The sequence below is a fragment of the Paenibacillus sp. CMM36 genome (assembly GCF_053570945.1).
On sequence record NZ_JBSEDY010000035.1, the window covers coordinates 1 to 17,528 of the forward strand.

Below are 17,528 nucleotides of genomic sequence, written 5' to 3' on the forward strand. Positions count from 1 at the left end.
AATCCGTCACGCTGCAGCTATCCGAGCTGGTGATCAGCAGTTCCAGACTGCTCATGTCAAGGCCCTGTTCATGCACATGCTGCATAAACGGTACGATTAAAGCCGGTGTGGATTCGAACACCGTAATTTGGTAATCGTGAATCCAGCCGTACAGACGGCTCGGATCAATCCGGTCGTCTTTTGGACAGATAACCATCGTGCCACCGTTATAAAGTGCCCGCGCGATATCGCCGACGAATACGTCGAAGGAGAAACTTGCCAGTTGTAACAGGCGTACCGGGAACTGATTTAGACGGTAATCCCGGCGGTATGCCGCGGCTGTGTTTACCAAACTGTGATGCTCGATCATGACACCCTTCGGACGTCCCGTTGTACCGGAGGTGTAGATCACATATGCCAGATCCTGCGGCTCGTTGATATGTTCCACATCCGTGGCATCCCCGGTGTACAGCGACTCATCGTCCAGTGCCAGTACAGTATGCAGACGCAAGTCCGCTGCGGATTCGGATGCTGCTTCGCTGTCAGACTCCGAATTTGATTTCAAGCTTAATTCTTCATTCAGGCTGTCTCTTTCCATCGTTTCAGCGCCAGCCGCTGTCTCCAACTCTCCCTCAGATTGCCCTCCGACCAAGGCCTGTCGGCTTTCCTCCAGCCATGCCTGCGCGCGCTCCTGCAAACCTGTTTGCGTTAGCAGCACTGTCGCACCGCTGTCCTCGAGCATAAAGCGGATACGTTCTGAAGGATAATCTGCATCCAGTGGCACGTATGCACCGCCGGCCTTCCACACCGCCAGTACGCCGACCATCATGTCCACCGATCGCTCGCTCAAAATACCAACAATGGATTCGCGCCCAATGCCCTCAATCCGCAATCGGCGGGCAAGCTGGTTCGCACGCTCGTTCAGCTCGCGATACGTAAGCTGCCGCTCCTCGTATACCACTGCCACGTGATCCGGCACAAGCTGCGCTTGTTCTTCCACATAGGCATGGAACAACAATTCAGATTCTTTTTCGTCACTCCATGCAGATACGCCCACGGATCCAAAACCATCGATGATTTTTGCTTTTTCCGCAGCAGTCACCAGCTCCAACTCATCTACCAGCGCATCTGGTCTGTGAATCGCTTCTTCAATCATATGCAGCAAATGCTCGCGGATTTGCTCGACAGCTGCACGTTCAAACACCAGCGCGTTGAATTCCAAATGAATGTCTATTTCATCGCCTGGCACAACCGTAATGTTAAAATCATAATTCGTTTGCTCTGACATTGAAGCATTAACAATCGTAAAACCGTTCGTGTCACGGCTCCCCATGTGCTCCATACGCTGTTCCACCGGATAGTTTTCAAACACCATAATATGGTTCACCAGGTCCTGTTTCTGCTCAGTCAGGGCCTGAATTTCATACAACGGATAGGTTTCATAGGCACGGGAAGCCAGTGCCTGCTCCTGTATCTGCTTCATTAACGCAGCAAACGTAATATCTTTCTCACTGTGAATCCGTACAGGAACCGTATTAATGAACAAACCAATCATTTTATCGATGTCCGGAATATCCGCTGATCTGCCGGATACGACACTGCCAAATACAACATCCCGACTGTTGTTATACCGTTGCAGCACAACGCCCCACGCCGCTTGTAGCAGTGTATTAACCGTTACCTGCTGCTGCTTGACCAGCTTGTTCATCTGCTTGGTCACTTCGTGGCCCAGTGTAAACGAAAGCTTATCCCCTTCATATCCCTTGGCGTGACCGTCCAGTTGCTTCGCCTGAGGCAGCACTGTTTGCTGCTCAAAACCAGCAAAATAATCACGCCAGAACCGTTCAGCCTCCACGTTGTCCTGCCGATCCAGCCATTCAATATATTCGCTGTAAGGCGTTACTGAGGCTAACTCCGGTTTGCGGTCTTCGAGGATGGCAAAATACGTGTTGAAGGCTTCCCCGACAACCAGGAACAAGCACCAGCCGTCCATCAAAATATGATGGAAGCTCCACACAAAATGGTACGACTCCTCGCCTGTACGCAAAACAGACACCCGCATCAGCTCGCCTGAGCTGAAATGAAAGCTTTCGGCTTTGTCGCGCTCAGCAAAATCAGCAATGTATGCGTCCTGCTCACCTTGTTCCATCGAACGTACATCTTCAAAACGGAACCCGGCGTGCTTGTGACGGTACACCACCTGTAAAGGCTGCTCATTCCATCCGCTATAAAAATTCGTTCTGAATATTTGATGGCGATCTACTAGTTGATTTAAGCTTTCGGCAAAAGCCTCCACTTGAAAGCTGCCTTGCAGATCAAATGTCGCCTGCTCAAAGTACGCCCCGGATTTCGGCTCCATTAGGCCGTGGAACAGGATGCCTTTTTGCATGGGTGTGAGCGAATAAATGTTTTCCAGTTCTCCCGCAGCAGCCGTCTGCTCTACAATATGATCCAGCTCTCCAGCCGTCAGTCCTTGGAAGGACAAGTCGCTTGGCGTCAGCTCCGGCAACTCTTTGCCCACACAGTGAGCCAATACCTCACGCAAGCTCTCTTGAAGCAGATCAGCCAGCTTTTTGATTGATTTTTTCATAAACATTTTGTTGCTGTAGCTGATTGTCAGCTCCAGTGCACCGTCCGTGATCATGCCGTTGATATCCAGAGCATACCGCTTGGTCAACGTGTCACTCATGGAAGCTCCGATGGAATAAGGAGACATGCGGAATGCATTATGCTTTAAATCCTGATCGAATTGTCCGAGATAGTTAAAACTGATTTCCGGCTCGACAACTAAAGCTGCTTCTCCTTCCCAGCCAGCAAGATATCTCAAAATCCCGTATCCAATCCCTTTATGCGGCACACGACGCAGCCCTTCCTTGACGCTCTTGACACGTCGTCCCACATTCCGATCCTCGCCCATATCGAGTACAACCGGGAATTGGCTGGTAAGCCAACCGACCGTACGCGTGATATCCATATCCGGCAAAATGGCTTCCCGTCCATGACCCTCCAGATTTACAAGCACCTGACGGATGCCTGCCCACTCCTGGATTGCGGTGCCCAGAGCTGTCAGCAGCAGGTCGTTTGCTTCTGTATTGTAGGCCCGATGAGCTTGTTTCAGGAATTGTTCCGTTTCTTCTACCGTCCACGCTACGGTCAGTGTCCGATCATCGCGAAGCTGTGGCTTGGTCTGAGATTTACGAGTGTAATCTTTAGGCAAGGATGCCTGGCTCTTCCCTACTTGCTCAATTTGTTCCCAATACGCACGCTCCTTCTCCAACGCTGCACTGCTCACATAAGCGGATAGCTGGTCTGCCCACAGACGGAAGGAATCCGTCTTATTCGGCAACCGGACAGACTCGCCCCGTAAAGCCTGCTCATAGCCGGTTGCCAAATCCTCCAGCAAAATACGCCAAGACACATCATCAACCACCAAATGGTGGATCGCCACCAGCAAATGGTCTGCATCGTTGCAACGGAACAGACCCAGCTTTACCAGCGGTCCTTCGGATAGATTCATTTTGTTTTGAATTTCAGTTGCTTTCGCCTCAATCGTCGCGCTCAGAATGGCTTCATCCGTCAAGGCCCTAAAGTCTAGCACGTCCAGATGATACAGCTCGCCTTCCTGTATTCCGCGGTTCCACGCTTGGTAGCCTTGCTCGGTCTTCCTGAATACCATCCGTAGTGCATCGTGATGCTCGGTCAACTGGATTAGCGCCTGATGCAAAGCAGCTTCGTCAAAGCCCTGCTCCCGGTGCAGCATAACCGCCTGATTAAAGTGATGCGCGTCTACATGCTCCTGTTCAAAGAACCAATGATGGATCGGAAGCAATGCCGTTTCCCCGCTCACTTCTCCCTGATCTGCCATACGACTTACCATAAACGGTGCCAATGCTGCGATGGTTGGACAGCGAAGCAGATCCTTCATATCCAGCTTGTAGCCTACCTGGAACGCACGGGATACGATTTGAATCGCCTTGATGGAATCGCCGCCCAGATCAAAGAAATTGTCCAAAATACCTACAGTTGGCACGCCCAAGGCAGACTGCCAGATCGCCACGAGTGCCCGTTCCGGCGCGGTATGGGGCGCTTCATAATCCGCTCCGCTTTGCTGACTGCCTTCCGGTGCTGGCAGGGACTTGCGGTCGATTTTACCGTTCGGTGTCAACGGCATCTGCTCTAACTGAATGAAATACGACGGCACCATATAGCTTGGTAGCTCCCGCCCCAGCTCACTTCTCAGTTCACTGGCTTCCATTTCTTGACTGGCCACATAGTACGCCACCATTTGTTTTTGACCCGTTGTTTCGTCCGCACGGGCCACGACAGCCGCTTCTCGTACCGACTCCACCTGCAATAGCTGCGATTCGATCTCGCCCAGTTCGATCCGGTAGCCACGGATTTTAACCTGGTGATCCATTCGTCCCAAATATTCAATATTGCCATCCAGTGTCCATCTCGCCAAATCGCCTGTACGGTACATCCGTTCATAGCCCTCTTTGCCTCCGGCAAACGGATTTTCCACAAATTTCTCTGCCGTCAGATCTTCGAGATTCCAATACCCACGGGCCAATCCTTCCCCCGCAATACATAACTCGCCCGGCATACCGACTGGCTGCAATTCCCCGCTCGCATTCATGATATAGATTTGGGTATTCGCGATCGGACGTCCTATATTAATTTCTTGAGCATGAGTCAGTTCCTGTACGGTCGACCAAACCGTCGTTTCTGTAGGTCCGTACATGTTATAAATACGGGGACCATTTATTTCTTGCAGTGCTGCGAGCAGCTTGGACGGAAGGGCTTCACCTCCCACCATGATTTCCTTCACGCCTCGCAGCGCGTGGGAACCAGCTTCATGATCCAGCAGCATCTGTAGCCGGGATGGTGTCATTTGCAACATGTCTATAGAATGATGAGCAATCAACTCACCCAGCGCCTGAGGGTCCACCTGATGCTGATGGTCGCCAAGCACAACCGTCATTCCGGCCAACAGTGGCAAGATGGTTTCCAAGACGAAAATATCGAATGAAATGGTCGTGAGTGACAAAATGGTTTTGCCAGCTTCAAAGTCAATGATTTCATGCATCCCGGTAATAAAGTTCAGTACCGAACGATGCTGGAGCATAACTCCTTTTGGATTTCCGGTCGATCCAGAGGTATAGATGACGTAAGCCAAATGCTCTGGGCGAGCAATCGTCTCCAGGTTGTTGCTTTCTCCCTGATACAATGCTGCATCCTCAAGAAATATTGCATTGGCATTGCAATGATGCTCTTCCAACAGATCACGACTGGTCAGAAGCACTGCAGCCTTGCTGTCTTCAAGCATGTATTGAATACGAGATGACGGAAATTCAGGATCGATCGGCACATAAGCACCGCCTGCTTTTAGAACAGCCAGCAGGCCTACGATCATTTCCACGGAGCGCTGCATCATCAGGCCGACCAGCTTGTCAGGTCCTACTCCCTGTGCTTGAAGCATTCGTGCCAATGAGTTCGACCGTTCATTCAGTTCCCGATAAGTCAGACTCTGACTTCCAAACATAACCGCTGTCTGATCTGGTGTACATTCTGCCTGTTTCTCGAATAACTCATGAATCCCCACATCGTCTGGAAAGGGAACTGTGGTCGCATTAAATACATTCATAATTTGTGCCCGCTCTTTGTCACTCATCAGTGACAACTCCTGAATCCGCTGCTGTGGCCCTTTCACCATATGCTCAACCACACTCAAGAATTGACGAATAATTCGGGCGATTTCCTGCTCGCTGAACAGCTCGGTCCGATAATCCAGTTGCAATACAAGTTTATCGTCATCCAGCATATCAATCATGGCAATATCAAAGTCACTCACTGTATCTCCGCAGAAATCGGTATGCACCTGCTGAACAGCTTCATCAAAACGAGAGAAGCTCAGCGTACGGTACTGAATGGTAACGCCAAACAGGCGGCCAATATCCGTGCCGCTTTGTTGTTCACGCAAATCCTGTATGATTTTGTTATACGGATAACGCTGATGCCGCAAAATGGACGACTGCTCCTTTCCAACACCCTGTAGGAAAGTAAGCAGCTCGGATTCCGGCTCAACTTGCAAACGTGTAGCCACAGTGCTGACGAACATGCCCATTGTATTTTTTTCCTTCTTCAACGTACGGTTAGCATACAATGTACCAACCGTTAAATCTTGTTCACCTGTCGTTTTATGTAAATAAATATACAGAGCAGCCAGGAAAAATGTAAAAATACTGATGTTATGCGCCTCGCAAAAAGCCGTGACACCACGATATAATTCGTGCTCCAGTGTATAGGTCTCCCGGCGTGCAGCCGTGCTTACTGTGAGCGGATTGTACGATTTTAAACCTGTAACCTCCGGCAAATTGGCAAATTTCTCCGTCCAGTACATCTTATCCTTTTGATAGCGGTCCGATTGCTCATAGCTTTGCTCCGTCTGAATAAAATCGAGATATGAGTTCGCTGGGGCCGGCGCATCTGAACCTGTACCATGCACAATATTCATATAATTCCCCGTAATTTCATTAATGGCCTGCTCCATGGTAACGCCATCCGAAATAATATGATGCATCTTGAAACTAAACCAGGTGTCTTCTGCCCCCAGCTGCAAAATAGTAAACCGATACAGCTGCGAATCCAGTAAGGGGAACGGCTGTGCGTTGTGATGGCTGACCCATAGCTCAGCTTCCTCCGGGGTAACCTGAAGCGTTTCTATGCTTTGAGCAGCAAACGGTTCCACATATTGATAGGGGATGCCATCCCGAGCCGTGATTTTGATACGAAAAGAATCGTTTTGTGCAATCACCCGGTTCATTGCCTGCTGCAATGCATTTATTCGAACCGTTCCCTTGATTTTAACAGTGGTAATAATCGTGGACGTGTTGCGATTGGGATACACAAGCTCCGTGTACCAAATACGTTGCTGTGGTTGGCTTAATGCAAACAGTTGAACATTGTGCTGAGTCATACGTATCTCTCCTCGCGAAATAGATAGAGGTAAAGTAACTCCTCATAAATGACCGCCCTTGTCAAGGAACTAGTCATGCGTGTCTTTTCTCCGGCATTAAATTGCCAATGGTAGTCGGCAAAAGCGATCACTCCTGATATACCATTGAGATATGGGTGCCTTCAAAGAGCTGAATTTGAATCGAAACAAGCGCATCTTCTTTTTCATCGCTCACACTTTCGCAGTGCAAGCTTTTTTAGTTGTGCGGACATAGCAAATAACTCTGATCTGGATGTATGAAAATGTGCATGGAATGAGAATATTTTTGAATTATGCTGAGAGTACATCTTGGTGGTGGGTTGTAGAATGGTTGCCACAATATTAACAACGTAGTGTATCATGATGTGTGCTGTCGAATCTTGGCTGGAGGGTATCGATGCTGTGAGATACATGAGCTGCTGCAGCGTGGTTAGGAGCGTGATTCACGACTGCGCTTATGACTTCCTGATTTTGTACATGGATGAAAAATGATGGTCATCGGACGGGCCAACGGGGTTCCCAGGCTGCTAAGGATACGTTTCACATACCTTAAAAATAATGAAGTTGTCTTTTGCAATACGGGAGATGTGGGACGGATTTACTGGATATGATGCTATGGACAGGGAATCTTACAGTTTGGCCTATACAACTGCCATGCTGTTTCAATTACAATCAGTGCCCCCATACATTGTCTAAAAAAGAGAACAGCTTATGTACTTATGAAGCCATTTCGGGAAGCAGTGAGGGCATGTTGTCCTGCTTGATGTCCATGGAGCTTCTGTTGAACAACTTCTATGTTCTGCAAGCCATTAAGCAAAGTCCTCATATCGGGCGAAAATAACTGGATCTTCTCAGTCAGATAGATCACGATTTTTAAAAACTAAGACATGATCGGAGTCGCCATATAAATTTCTCAAATCCTCTTATTGCCCAAAATTTCACAATAAATCCTTATATCCCTTTTTTCCTCCCAATACTTTCTAGCTATTTTAAATATACAAACTTTAAAACCGATTAGCATGGGACAAAAGTTCCAAATTGATAGATTTCATGAAATCCATAAATAACCCATATTATTCTATTATTTTTATATCTTCAAATACAAGAATTTCACTTTTTTATTAAATTGAATACCGATCATGACCTGTTAACGTGATTTAAGACAAAATTTTTGATTTTATAAATTGATAAAATCAAAATGACGTAGACTTGCAAAAAAGTCCAAAACCCTTGTATCAAAACAAATTTTACGTTACACATCATTAACACAAATGTAACAAATCAATTCTGACATCATCCGACAAATTTCAACTTTTTCAGCAATATTCTTTAATCACCTATATAATGGAATTTATTCACATCAAGCTGAAGTGATTCAAAATTAATAACTCTTCATTTTTTAAATAGATAGTGACTTTTCATAGCTCTTTTGAACTAATTCACATGCGAAATTTTCTTTAATTTTCTTCTGAAATTTCAGTTCAGATTAAATTTTTCTCTAATTTTAGCTAGAAACTTTGCTTTTTATTTAATAGAAACGTTTTGATCTTCCTTTAAAAGTATAAATTTTTAGAAAACTCATAACTTTGGAACTATTTTTTTTCGCAAAATTCAATGAACCGAAAACACAAAATAGCAAGTCTCCATGTTGCAAGAGACTTGCTATTTTTATGTTTTGGCGACTTGACCCTTAAGAATGAAGTGAATACTGCCACAGCGAACGTACCAGAAACATTTGTTGTGTGACGTATACTGTGTACGAATCGAATCGTTTTTGTTGCCGAGCACATCACAACCGATTGAGCTTCTGCCCTGTGATCAGACATGGAACAAATCCTTTGCAACCACTCACCAGATATCCAGACAAGCAATCGTATATCACGTCTTTTAGATGACAAGGGATTCCCGCGGCTGTCCACATTAACCGATTCAAACTGGTGCGAGAACTGAACCGGATATTGGCTTCTACGCCTACTTTGCTGCAATAAGAATCGTTCTTCACCCATCCACTACATCTGCTTGTAAATCTGTTGCAATTTCAATCATCTTAGGCACGACAGCCTCATTGGAAATAGCCACGTACACATCCCCCATGTAATGACGAAAAGGTATTTCTACGTCAGCATACTTCCACATGAAAAAATCTCCCTCGATCGACATGGTGCTCTCAGTACCTTGTATGATAAGCTCCCGTGAATACGAAAAGTTTGGCTGGGATGCAAAGTAATCTTTGCACTCCTCCAGGGAAATGGATTGCTCCACAGGATTTTCCTGCATGGAACGGGTGATTCGAAAACGCTGGTTCATTGATCTGCCTCCACAATTATGATTAAGAAATTCTGGCTCTCATACCTTATAATGTCCACATGATGATGTTAATTAAGTTGGAACTATATGGATATTAATTATACTTTCAAGCAGTTACTTTTTAGGACGCATGTTCAAACTGACTGTTGTATAGATCGGCATAGAAGCCGCCTTTTGCTAGCAATTCCTCATGGTTACCCATTTCGATAATGTCACCGTCCTTCATGACCAGAATCAGATCCGCATTCTTGATCGTCGAAAGTCGGTGAGCAATCACAAAGGAGGTTTTCCCCACAGTCAGCTGGTCCATCGCTTGTTGAATCAGCAATTCCGTACGCGTATCGACCGAGCTTGTGGCCTCATCCAGAATGAGCATAGGTGAATCTTCAATCATCGCCCTTGCAATGGTAATCAATTGCTTTTGACCCGCAGAGAGATTGGCTTTGTCATCCAGAACTGTATCATATCCCTGCGGCAGTGTTTTAATGAAACTGTGCAGTCCCACCGCTCTACATGCAGCTTCTACCTGCTCATCAGTAACATGATCTTTGGAAAAGACGATATTGTCACGAATCGTTCCTTCGAACAGCCAGGTATCCTGAAGCACCATACAGAATAATTCATGAATATTCTCACGCGTTAATTGGCTGATCGGGGTTCCGTCAATGTAGATTTCTCCATCGTTCAGCTCATAAAACCGCATGAGTAAATTCACGAGCGTGGTCTTACCAGCGCCTGTCGGACCGACAATGGCGACTTTCTGACCAGCTTCAGCTTTCATAGAGAAGTCTTTGATAATCATATGGTCTTCGTTATAACCGAAACGAACATGTTTGAATTCAACATCCCCTTTGGCGTTATCCAGCTTCATAGTCTTGTCACTTTCATCCGCCAATTCTTCTTCACCCAAAAATTCGAATACACGTTCACTGGCAGCAGCAGCCGATTGCAAATTGGTTGCTGCCTGCGCCAACTGTGACAAGGGCTGTGTAAATAGACGAATATACACCATGAAGGCGACAATAGTTCCGATGGTTATAGTCTGTTGGTTGACCAGCAAAGCTCCCACAACACAGACCGCGACATAACCAAAATTTCCAATGAACATCATGACTGGCATCATCAGACCAGACATGAACTGGGACTTCCATGCATTTGTATATAAGCGGCTGTTAATGCCATGAAACACCTCCTTGGCTGCTTGTTCCCCGTTATAGACCTTGACTACGTTATGACCAGCATAGGTTTCTTCGATATGACCGTTGATCTGGCCAAGCTCCGCTTGCTGTGCTACAAAGTATTTCTGTGAATGCTTCATAATCACGCTCATCAGGCTAAAGCCGATCAGCGTAGCTACAATTCCGGTAACGGTCATGATCCAGTTCGTATAAAGCATCATAATCAAGGCTCCCACGAAAGTGGCCAGCGCACTAACAAGCGTGCCGAGACTGTTGTTTAGCGTTTGTCCGATGGTATCGACATCGTTGGTTACGCGGCTAAGCACATTACCGTAACTCGTAGAGTCAAAATACTTCAAAGGCATATGATCGATTTTTCGAGACAGCTCTGTTCGCATCTTCTTTGTAAGACGCTGTGAGACGGTTGCTGTAATGAAGCCCTGAAAATAGTTAAAAATAAGACCAAATCCATATAAAAGCGCTAATACAAAAACAATCTTCTGAACAGCACTTACATCAATCCCGGTTACGATTCCTTCCTGAATCAGGTTGGCAATATCACTGAGCTTATCTGGGCCAATCACGTTGAGGGTAGAGCCGACCAGGGCCAGTACCATAGCGAGTATAATCATAGGCACATAGGCCTTGCTGTAGGATGCAAGCTGGCTGATGGTCTTTTTAAAATTATTTGCTTTTTCACCACCACCCCTGCCCCCCGTGGGACCTTTGCCCATGGGACCTGGCTGATTCATTTTCATTTGCTGGCTGTCGACGGTGTGTTCATTCTTATCCATGTATGAGTTCCTCCTTCGAAAGCTGCGAATATGCGATCTCCTGATAGGTGCTGCAGTTCGTCATCAGCTCTTCATGCGTGCCACTCCCTACAATCTCCCCCTGGTCCAGCACGATAATTCGGTCAGCGTCTTTGATAGTGCCTATGCGCTGACCAACAATAAGTGTCGTAGCGTGGCCGGTTTCTTTTTTGAGAGCGGAGCGCAGAATCCGATCTGTTCTGTAATCTAGTGCCGAGAAGGAATCATCGAAAATATAAATTTCCGGCTGTCGGTAGATGGCACGCGCAATCGACAGCCGTTGCTTTTGACCACCGGACACGTTCGCTCCACCTTGCGAAATTCTACCCTGATACTGACCATCCATTTTTTCAACAAACTCCGTTCCTTGAGCAATACCAACGGCTTCTTTGACGAGTTTCTCTGAAGCTCCTGCTCTTCCGTTAACACCATACGAAACGTTGGATACCACCGTACCGTTGAACAGTACAGCTCTCTGGGGAACATATCCGATTTTGTTATGGAGTGCCTGCTGATTATAGTTCCTGACATTCACACCGTCCACGAGTACCTCTCCCTCGGTCACATCATAGAAGCGGGGAATTAGATTGATCACGCTGGTTTTGCCGCTGCCTGTAGCGCCAATAAAGGCAACCGTCTCGCCTCGTTTCGCCGTAAAGCTAATATTGCGAAGCACGGCCTCCTCCGCGTCCGGATATTTGAAGCTGACATTACGGAATTCCACTTGCCCCATAACGCTTTCTTCTCCAGTCGTCTCATGCCCGTTAACGATACTGGATTCGGTATTCAAAACCTCCATGATCCGTTTGGCAGAAATCGAAGCTCGAGGCATCAGGAAGAAAATCATACTTACCATCATAAAGGCCATGACCACCTGCACCGCATAAGAGGAGAATACGACCATATTAGAGAATAGCGTAATGCGGTCCGGCACGGCCGCTCCGTTAATCAGGTAAGTGCCAACCCAATAGATCGAGACACTCAGACCCGACATAATAAAGGTCATACCCGGGCCAACCATTGCCATTAACCGGTTCGCAAACAGGTTTGTATTCGTCAATTCGGCATTAGCCTGCTCGAACTTCTCCTCCTGATACTGATCTGCATTATAAGCGCGCACCACCCGAAGCCCGGTCAGATGCTCACGTGTTACTCTGTTCAGATTATCGGTGAGACGTTGGATTTTTTGGAAACTCGGAAGAGCGAAAATAACAATGACACTCAGCATCAGGATCAGGACAGCCACAGCCACTCCTGTAGAGGCGGTCCACTGCCAGTTTTTATCCGCAATTTTTGCAATGGCCCACACGGCCAGAATCGGCGCCTTGATGATCACCTGCAGCCCCAGCGCAACCACCGTTTGAATTTGGGTAACATCGTTCGTGGAGCGGGTGATAAGGCTGGCTGTTGAAAAGTTGTTCATCTCTTCCATGGAAAAAGATAAGGCCTTGTCAAAGACCATCGCACGCAGACGCATGGCCAGCCCTGCCGCGACCTTTGCCGCAAAATAGCCGACAATAATAGATGCAATCATACTGCCGACGGCACAAAACAACATGTAACTGCCGGGAATCAGCAGTTCGGACATAGGTGTTCCTTCTGTTTGCAGCTTGGTCGTAATTTCCGCCATATAATCAGGTAGCTTCAGATCAAGCCATACCTGCACAACGATGAAAGCCAGGCTGCAAAGCACGAGCATCCATTCATTTTTTTTGAGATATTTGAATATCTTTAGCATTCCGTTGCTCTCCTTTTATCTGATAGTCTTTGATGTCTGGTGAAGTATGGTGCTCCTGCGTCTGCATAGAAATTCAGCTTCTAGAGACAATAAGCTTAATGAGCCGGATCAGTTCTTTGGCATCCTGTTCGTCTAACTTTCGAAGAACATTCTCGGTCCATGTGATTCCTTCCTTATGCCTATCAATCATAAATTGCTTACCTGAATCCGTAATGAATACAATCACCTTACGTTTGTCATTGACATCAGTACGCCGTACAACTAGTCCTTTCTTCTCAAGGCTCTTCAGTGCCGTTGCTACTCGTCCCGTACTGACGGACAAGTATTCGCTCAAGTGGCCAGAGGTAACCCCGTCCTTATTGAAATTCAGACAAATGAGAATCCCCATTTCGCCACGTGAGAAGTGCCCTCGTTCCTCTAATGCTGGTTTCCGCGATTTGACGATATACTCGAATAGTTCTGTCGCTAATGCTTTATAATCCAATGGTCACAACACCTTCTCGCTAATACCTTATAGTATGAGATAATTAATCTTATAGTATAAGATAATAATAATGTTGGGTTACAAAGTCAATTAGAGAAAATATGGAATACAAAAAATCCTCCGTAACCAGCTTGTATTTTCACCAAATTTTCCACACAAAAAGTTCAATGGAAATGCCAAAAACTCGAGGAGTGGTTTGCAAGGCTTTTACCAACCTTCACTTCTAACATTGATAGCTACATTGCATTGTAACGTCCATGGTATGAATAACCATCTTATAGTGCCACATATCACAACACCTAAGAGCTAAAACCGAATCTCATCTTATGTATCTTCCTCTGACATGCTCTCTGTGGTCGCATAGTTCATTGAATTAGACCTTCTGTAGAGTACCTTGATAGAGTACTTTACAAAAGGTCTAAAGGACGTACTTTTTTCGCTTAATCGACCATTTCCATTTCAAAGTCTTTTATCGTTGCATTCGGTCTTAAAATCTTTTCCTGGTCAAATATAGCTAGCGGTTCACCACCATTTTAACTTTGACAGGCCAATTATGATTAGCAAGAGCTCAGTCTTAGAACCCTGTAGTATACTGTGTAGGGATTGCAGTTTCTTTTTTCAATTTTGATGCGGCTTCCAGTGACCAATAAGGATTTCTCAACATCCCTCTACCCACAGCAACCAGATCGGCCTCTTCATTTCCGATAACTGCATTCGCCAATATTGGATCTTCTAGTCTTCCAACGGCCATCACTGGAATATCCAAAGCTTCTTTGATCTCTTTTGCTAAGGGGACTTGATACGCTGCGTGAGTTCCTGGTCTGCCCCATGCAGCTATAGGTCCCTCACCGCCAGATGAAATATCAAACATATCTACTCCTGCCTTTTGATATTCCTTGGCAAAAGCAATGCTTTCCTTAATACCATATCCACCTTCTACGTATTCTTTGGCAGAAATACGCATCAAGAGCGGCATATCTTCTGGCATTTCACCCTTCGCTGCCTGGATGATTTCCCGACCAAAAAGGGTAAGGTCTTTACCATATTCATCTTCCCGTTTGTTCGTAAGCGGCGAATGAAATTGATGAACCAAATAGCCATGTGCACCATGAATTTCAATGCTGTCGAATCCAGCCTTGACAGCGCGAGCTACAGCAGCACGAAATTTCTCAACCAGGCCTTTAACCTCTCCTGTTGTAAGCGCGCGAGGTTGTTTTGAATTTTCATCAAATGCAATAGCAGATGGTGATACAGGAACTTCAGCATCTTCCGCCTTGCGTCCGGCATGCGCGATCTGGATTCCCACTTTGGCACCGTAGCTATGACAAGCATCTACAATCCGTTTGAGAGCAGGAATTTGCTCATCTGACCATAAACCAAGATCAAAATCGGAGATACGACCATCCGGCTCTACATCTGTCATTTCAATTATGATAAAACCAGCTCCGCCTACCGCACGGCTAACGTAGTGCATATAATGCCAATCTGTGGCAACCCCGTCCTTTTTGAAAACCGAGTATTGGCACATTGGAGGCATAACTACGCGATTTTTCAATTCCAAACCTTTAATTGTATAGGGACTAAATAAATCTTTCATGTGAGAAAGACTCCTCTCTGAGTTATATTAGGAAAAACAACAACAAAATGCATGCACAAGCATATATACTAACATGTTTGTTTCATTTGTCAACTCTAAGCATGATTTCAAAACTTCAAAGTAAGATTACGTCATTTACTCGTTTGTTGTAGTAAGCCACTTCTTCGTCTATATCGTAAAACCGGCATTGCCTGACCACGTAGTCATCGGAGCCATACGCTATTCTTCATAGTGATCCCGCTTTTTAAATTAATTAATGCACATTTTGCTTGCTTATTTTTCAAAAAAATACGTGAATGATTTGAATAAACTGTGAGCGCTTCTTGTTTCCACTAGGAAGCGCTCATACTGTATATTAATTTTTGATGTGGAGGAAAATCTACATTCTCATGCTCTCCATAAAAAAGCTCAATGCGTTGGACACCCACTTCTTGGGATGAAGAACAAGCTGAATTTCCAGCTTGAGTTCGGCATGCTCAAAGGGTAACACCTTCAGCTCTTCCCGTTCAATCTCCTCCAGCGCAGCCATTAGAGGTAGAATGGATATACCCTCTCCAGTCTTGATGCTCCGTTTGATCGCTTCCGGATTACCCAGCTCCAGGCTTACGCGATAGGTGATTCCATTTGCTCGAAGCACTCTCTCCAGCAGTTGTCTGTAGTTGCACGTATGCTCGGGCATAATCCACTCCGCATCCACCAGATCATCCAGGCCGATTCGCTCTTTAGCGATAAGCGGATGGTTCGGATGGACAATCAGCACAAGCGGTTCTTCTCGAATCGTAATCCACTGCAAGGCCGGATTGCTTGAATCGTCCGCGAGGATCAGTCCAACATCGGCCTCCCCTTCCCTGACCTGGTGCAAAATCATCTCTTCGCGATCCGTATGCAATCGTATGTTCAGATCAGGGTATTCTTTGCGAGTCGCCTGCATAAACGGCGGCAGAAAATACGAAGCGATGGAATCCATAGTACCGATCGTCATAGAGCCCCCGCCCTGCTTGGCCAATTTTTCTTTCGATTGCTCGAAAAGCTCCAGCATTTGTCCAGCAAGCTTGAACAGTTCTTCCCCGGCAGAGGTAAGACGAATCTTGTTGTTGCTGTAGCGTTCGAACAATTTGACTTGATACGTTTTCTCCAGCTTCTGAATCTGGGTCGTGACGCTGGATTGTGCGTAACCGAGCACTTCTGCTGCTCTCGTAAAGCTTTCACGAATAGCAACTTCCCGAAATGTCTGAAGATAAATGAAATCCATTCTGGCCACCCCATCAAAAATTTTGATTAGAATCATCGCTTATTATAGATAACTCCGATGCTGTCTCCTATGTTACATTAGATTTAATTCAACGGGAAGGGATAACTGATGATGATGATGAACGAACAACATATTCATGGGATTTTCATACCGCTGATTACACCTTTTACGCGTGACTATAAGTTGGACATCAATTCGTACCGGAAGTATGTTACCTATCTTGCAGGTCATGACATTCAGGGACTGGTTGTTAACGGTACGACAGGAGAGTCGCCAACCGTATCCTGGGATGAAGTGAAGCAAATGGTACAGGTGACGCAGGATGTTCTGAAGAGCATGAACAAAACCATTCCGATCGTCATTGGCACGGGAACGAACGATACCTATTCAACGGTGCATCGGACGGAAATGGCGGCTGAATTAGGAGCGGATGCAGCCATGGTGGTCACTCCGTATTACAACCGACCGACGCAGGAAGGGATCTTGGAGCATTTCCGTGTCGTATCTCGTGTAGGCCTGCCTGTGCTTGTATATGAGATTCCGGTTCGCACGGGCAGTCGCATGACAATAGATACCATACGCAAGGTGCTGGACCTGGATGGCGTAATTGGGCTCAAGGACAGCACGGGCGGTCTTGATCTGCTCTTAAAATTGACCCAGTACGAGACCAAGCCTGTCCTCTGCGGAGAGGATGCCTATTTCCATGCCATGCTATGTCAGGGAGCTGCCGGCGGTATGCTTGCATCCGCTCATCTCAATATCCAGAAGTATGTGGATACGTACCAACGTTTTGCAGCTGGCGACATGAACGGGTCGCGAGACAGTTTTAAGCTACTGGAACCGCTGATCCAGCATGTATTTGCAGAGCCAGCCCCGGCCGCGATCAAGTGGTGGCTTACCCAGCAAGAGATTATTGCCGCCGAGCAATTGCGCCTGCCACTTATGCCACTGTCGGATCAGGTGAAGCAGGGACTCCTGAATTCAATCGTATCCTGATAAATCAGCTTATCTCAGACTACCCAATCATAACGTAGAGGAAGCATCTCCTAGTCAGGAGATGCTCAGATTGTCGAGAAACCCCGTCATTTTGAGACGTGGGTTTCTTTTTCACATCATAATGCTCTGGTCTCTGGAGAAGCAGGGGGGGTTACCCCTGTTTCTCCAGGCGATCTAGGTGGATCGCCATC

8 protein-coding genes are annotated in these 17,528 nt (G+C 46.4%); 1 reads left to right on the top strand and 7 read right to left on the bottom strand.

Translation table 11 applies throughout. From position 1 onward, the window contains the following. The 7 genes from ACWA2B_RS27490 to ACWA2B_RS27520 form a co-directional block, all read right to left on the bottom strand. Positions 1-6,955, bottom strand: a 6,955-nt coding sequence (locus ACWA2B_RS27490) for an amino acid adenylation domain-containing protein (RefSeq protein ID WP_449292849.1), incomplete at its 3' end; no start/stop codon positions are given. Between the two features lie 2,016 nt (positions 6,956-8,971). Beyond that, on the bottom strand, positions 8,972-9,280 hold the full coding sequence (locus ACWA2B_RS27495) for a hypothetical protein (protein ID WP_342435121.1): 309 nt from the start codon (positions 9,278-9,280) through the stop codon (positions 8,972-8,974). 121 nt (positions 9,281-9,401) lie between these two features. After that, complete coding sequence (locus ACWA2B_RS27500) at positions 9,402-11,252, bottom strand: ABC transporter ATP-binding protein (RefSeq protein ID WP_342435120.1); 1,851 nt, start codon at positions 11,250-11,252, stop codon at positions 9,402-9,404. Then, entirely contained in the window at positions 11,245-13,008 is a 1,764-nt protein-coding gene (locus tag ACWA2B_RS27505) for an ABC transporter ATP-binding protein (RefSeq protein ID WP_449292850.1), read from the bottom strand. The genes ACWA2B_RS27500 and ACWA2B_RS27505 overlap by 8 nt, the downstream gene beginning before the upstream one ends. Before the next feature lie 73 nt (positions 13,009-13,081). Continuing rightward, positions 13,082-13,492, bottom strand: coding sequence for a MarR family winged helix-turn-helix transcriptional regulator (locus tag ACWA2B_RS27510; RefSeq protein WP_069011340.1), 411 nt, complete (start codon positions 13,490-13,492; stop codon positions 13,082-13,084). A 574-nt stretch (positions 13,493-14,066) separates the two neighbouring features. After that, positions 14,067-15,089, bottom strand: a complete 1,023-nt coding sequence (locus ACWA2B_RS27515; RefSeq protein WP_342435119.1) for an NADH:flavin oxidoreductase/NADH oxidase — start codon at positions 15,087-15,089, stop codon at positions 14,067-14,069. Between the two features lie 379 nt (positions 15,090-15,468). Next, entirely contained in the window at positions 15,469-16,377 is a 909-nt protein-coding gene (locus ACWA2B_RS27520; protein WP_449292851.1) for a LysR family transcriptional regulator, read from the bottom strand. Between the two features lie 78 nt (positions 16,378-16,455). Between ACWA2B_RS27520 and dapA the strand changes: the two genes are divergently transcribed. Then, on the top strand, positions 16,456-17,337 hold the full coding sequence (dapA, locus tag ACWA2B_RS27525) for a 4-hydroxy-tetrahydrodipicolinate synthase (RefSeq protein WP_165150627.1): 882 nt from the start codon (positions 16,456-16,458) through the stop codon (positions 17,335-17,337). Positions 17,338-17,528: the final 191 nt, after the last annotated feature.

Coding starts and splice junctions, on each gene's coding strand:
- ACWA2B_RS27495 (WP_342435121.1), bottom strand. CDS start 9,280: ATGAACCAGCGTTTTCGAATCACCCGTTCCATGCAGGAAAATCCTGTG.
- ACWA2B_RS27500 (WP_342435120.1), bottom strand. CDS start 11,252: ATGGATAAGAATGAACACACCGTCGACAGCCAGCAAATGAAAATGAAT.
- ACWA2B_RS27505 (WP_449292850.1), bottom strand. CDS start 13,008: ATGCTAAAGATATTCAAATATCTCAAAAAAAATGAATGGATGCTCGTG.
- ACWA2B_RS27515 (WP_342435119.1), bottom strand. CDS start 15,089: ATGAAAGATTTATTTAGTCCCTATACAATTAAAGGTTTGGAATTGAAA.
- ACWA2B_RS27520 (WP_449292851.1), bottom strand. CDS start 16,377: ATGATTCTAATCAAAATTTTTGATGGGGTGGCCAGAATGGATTTCATT.
- dapA (WP_165150627.1), top strand. CDS start 16,456: ATGATGAACGAACAACATATTCATGGGATTTTCATACCGCTGATTACA.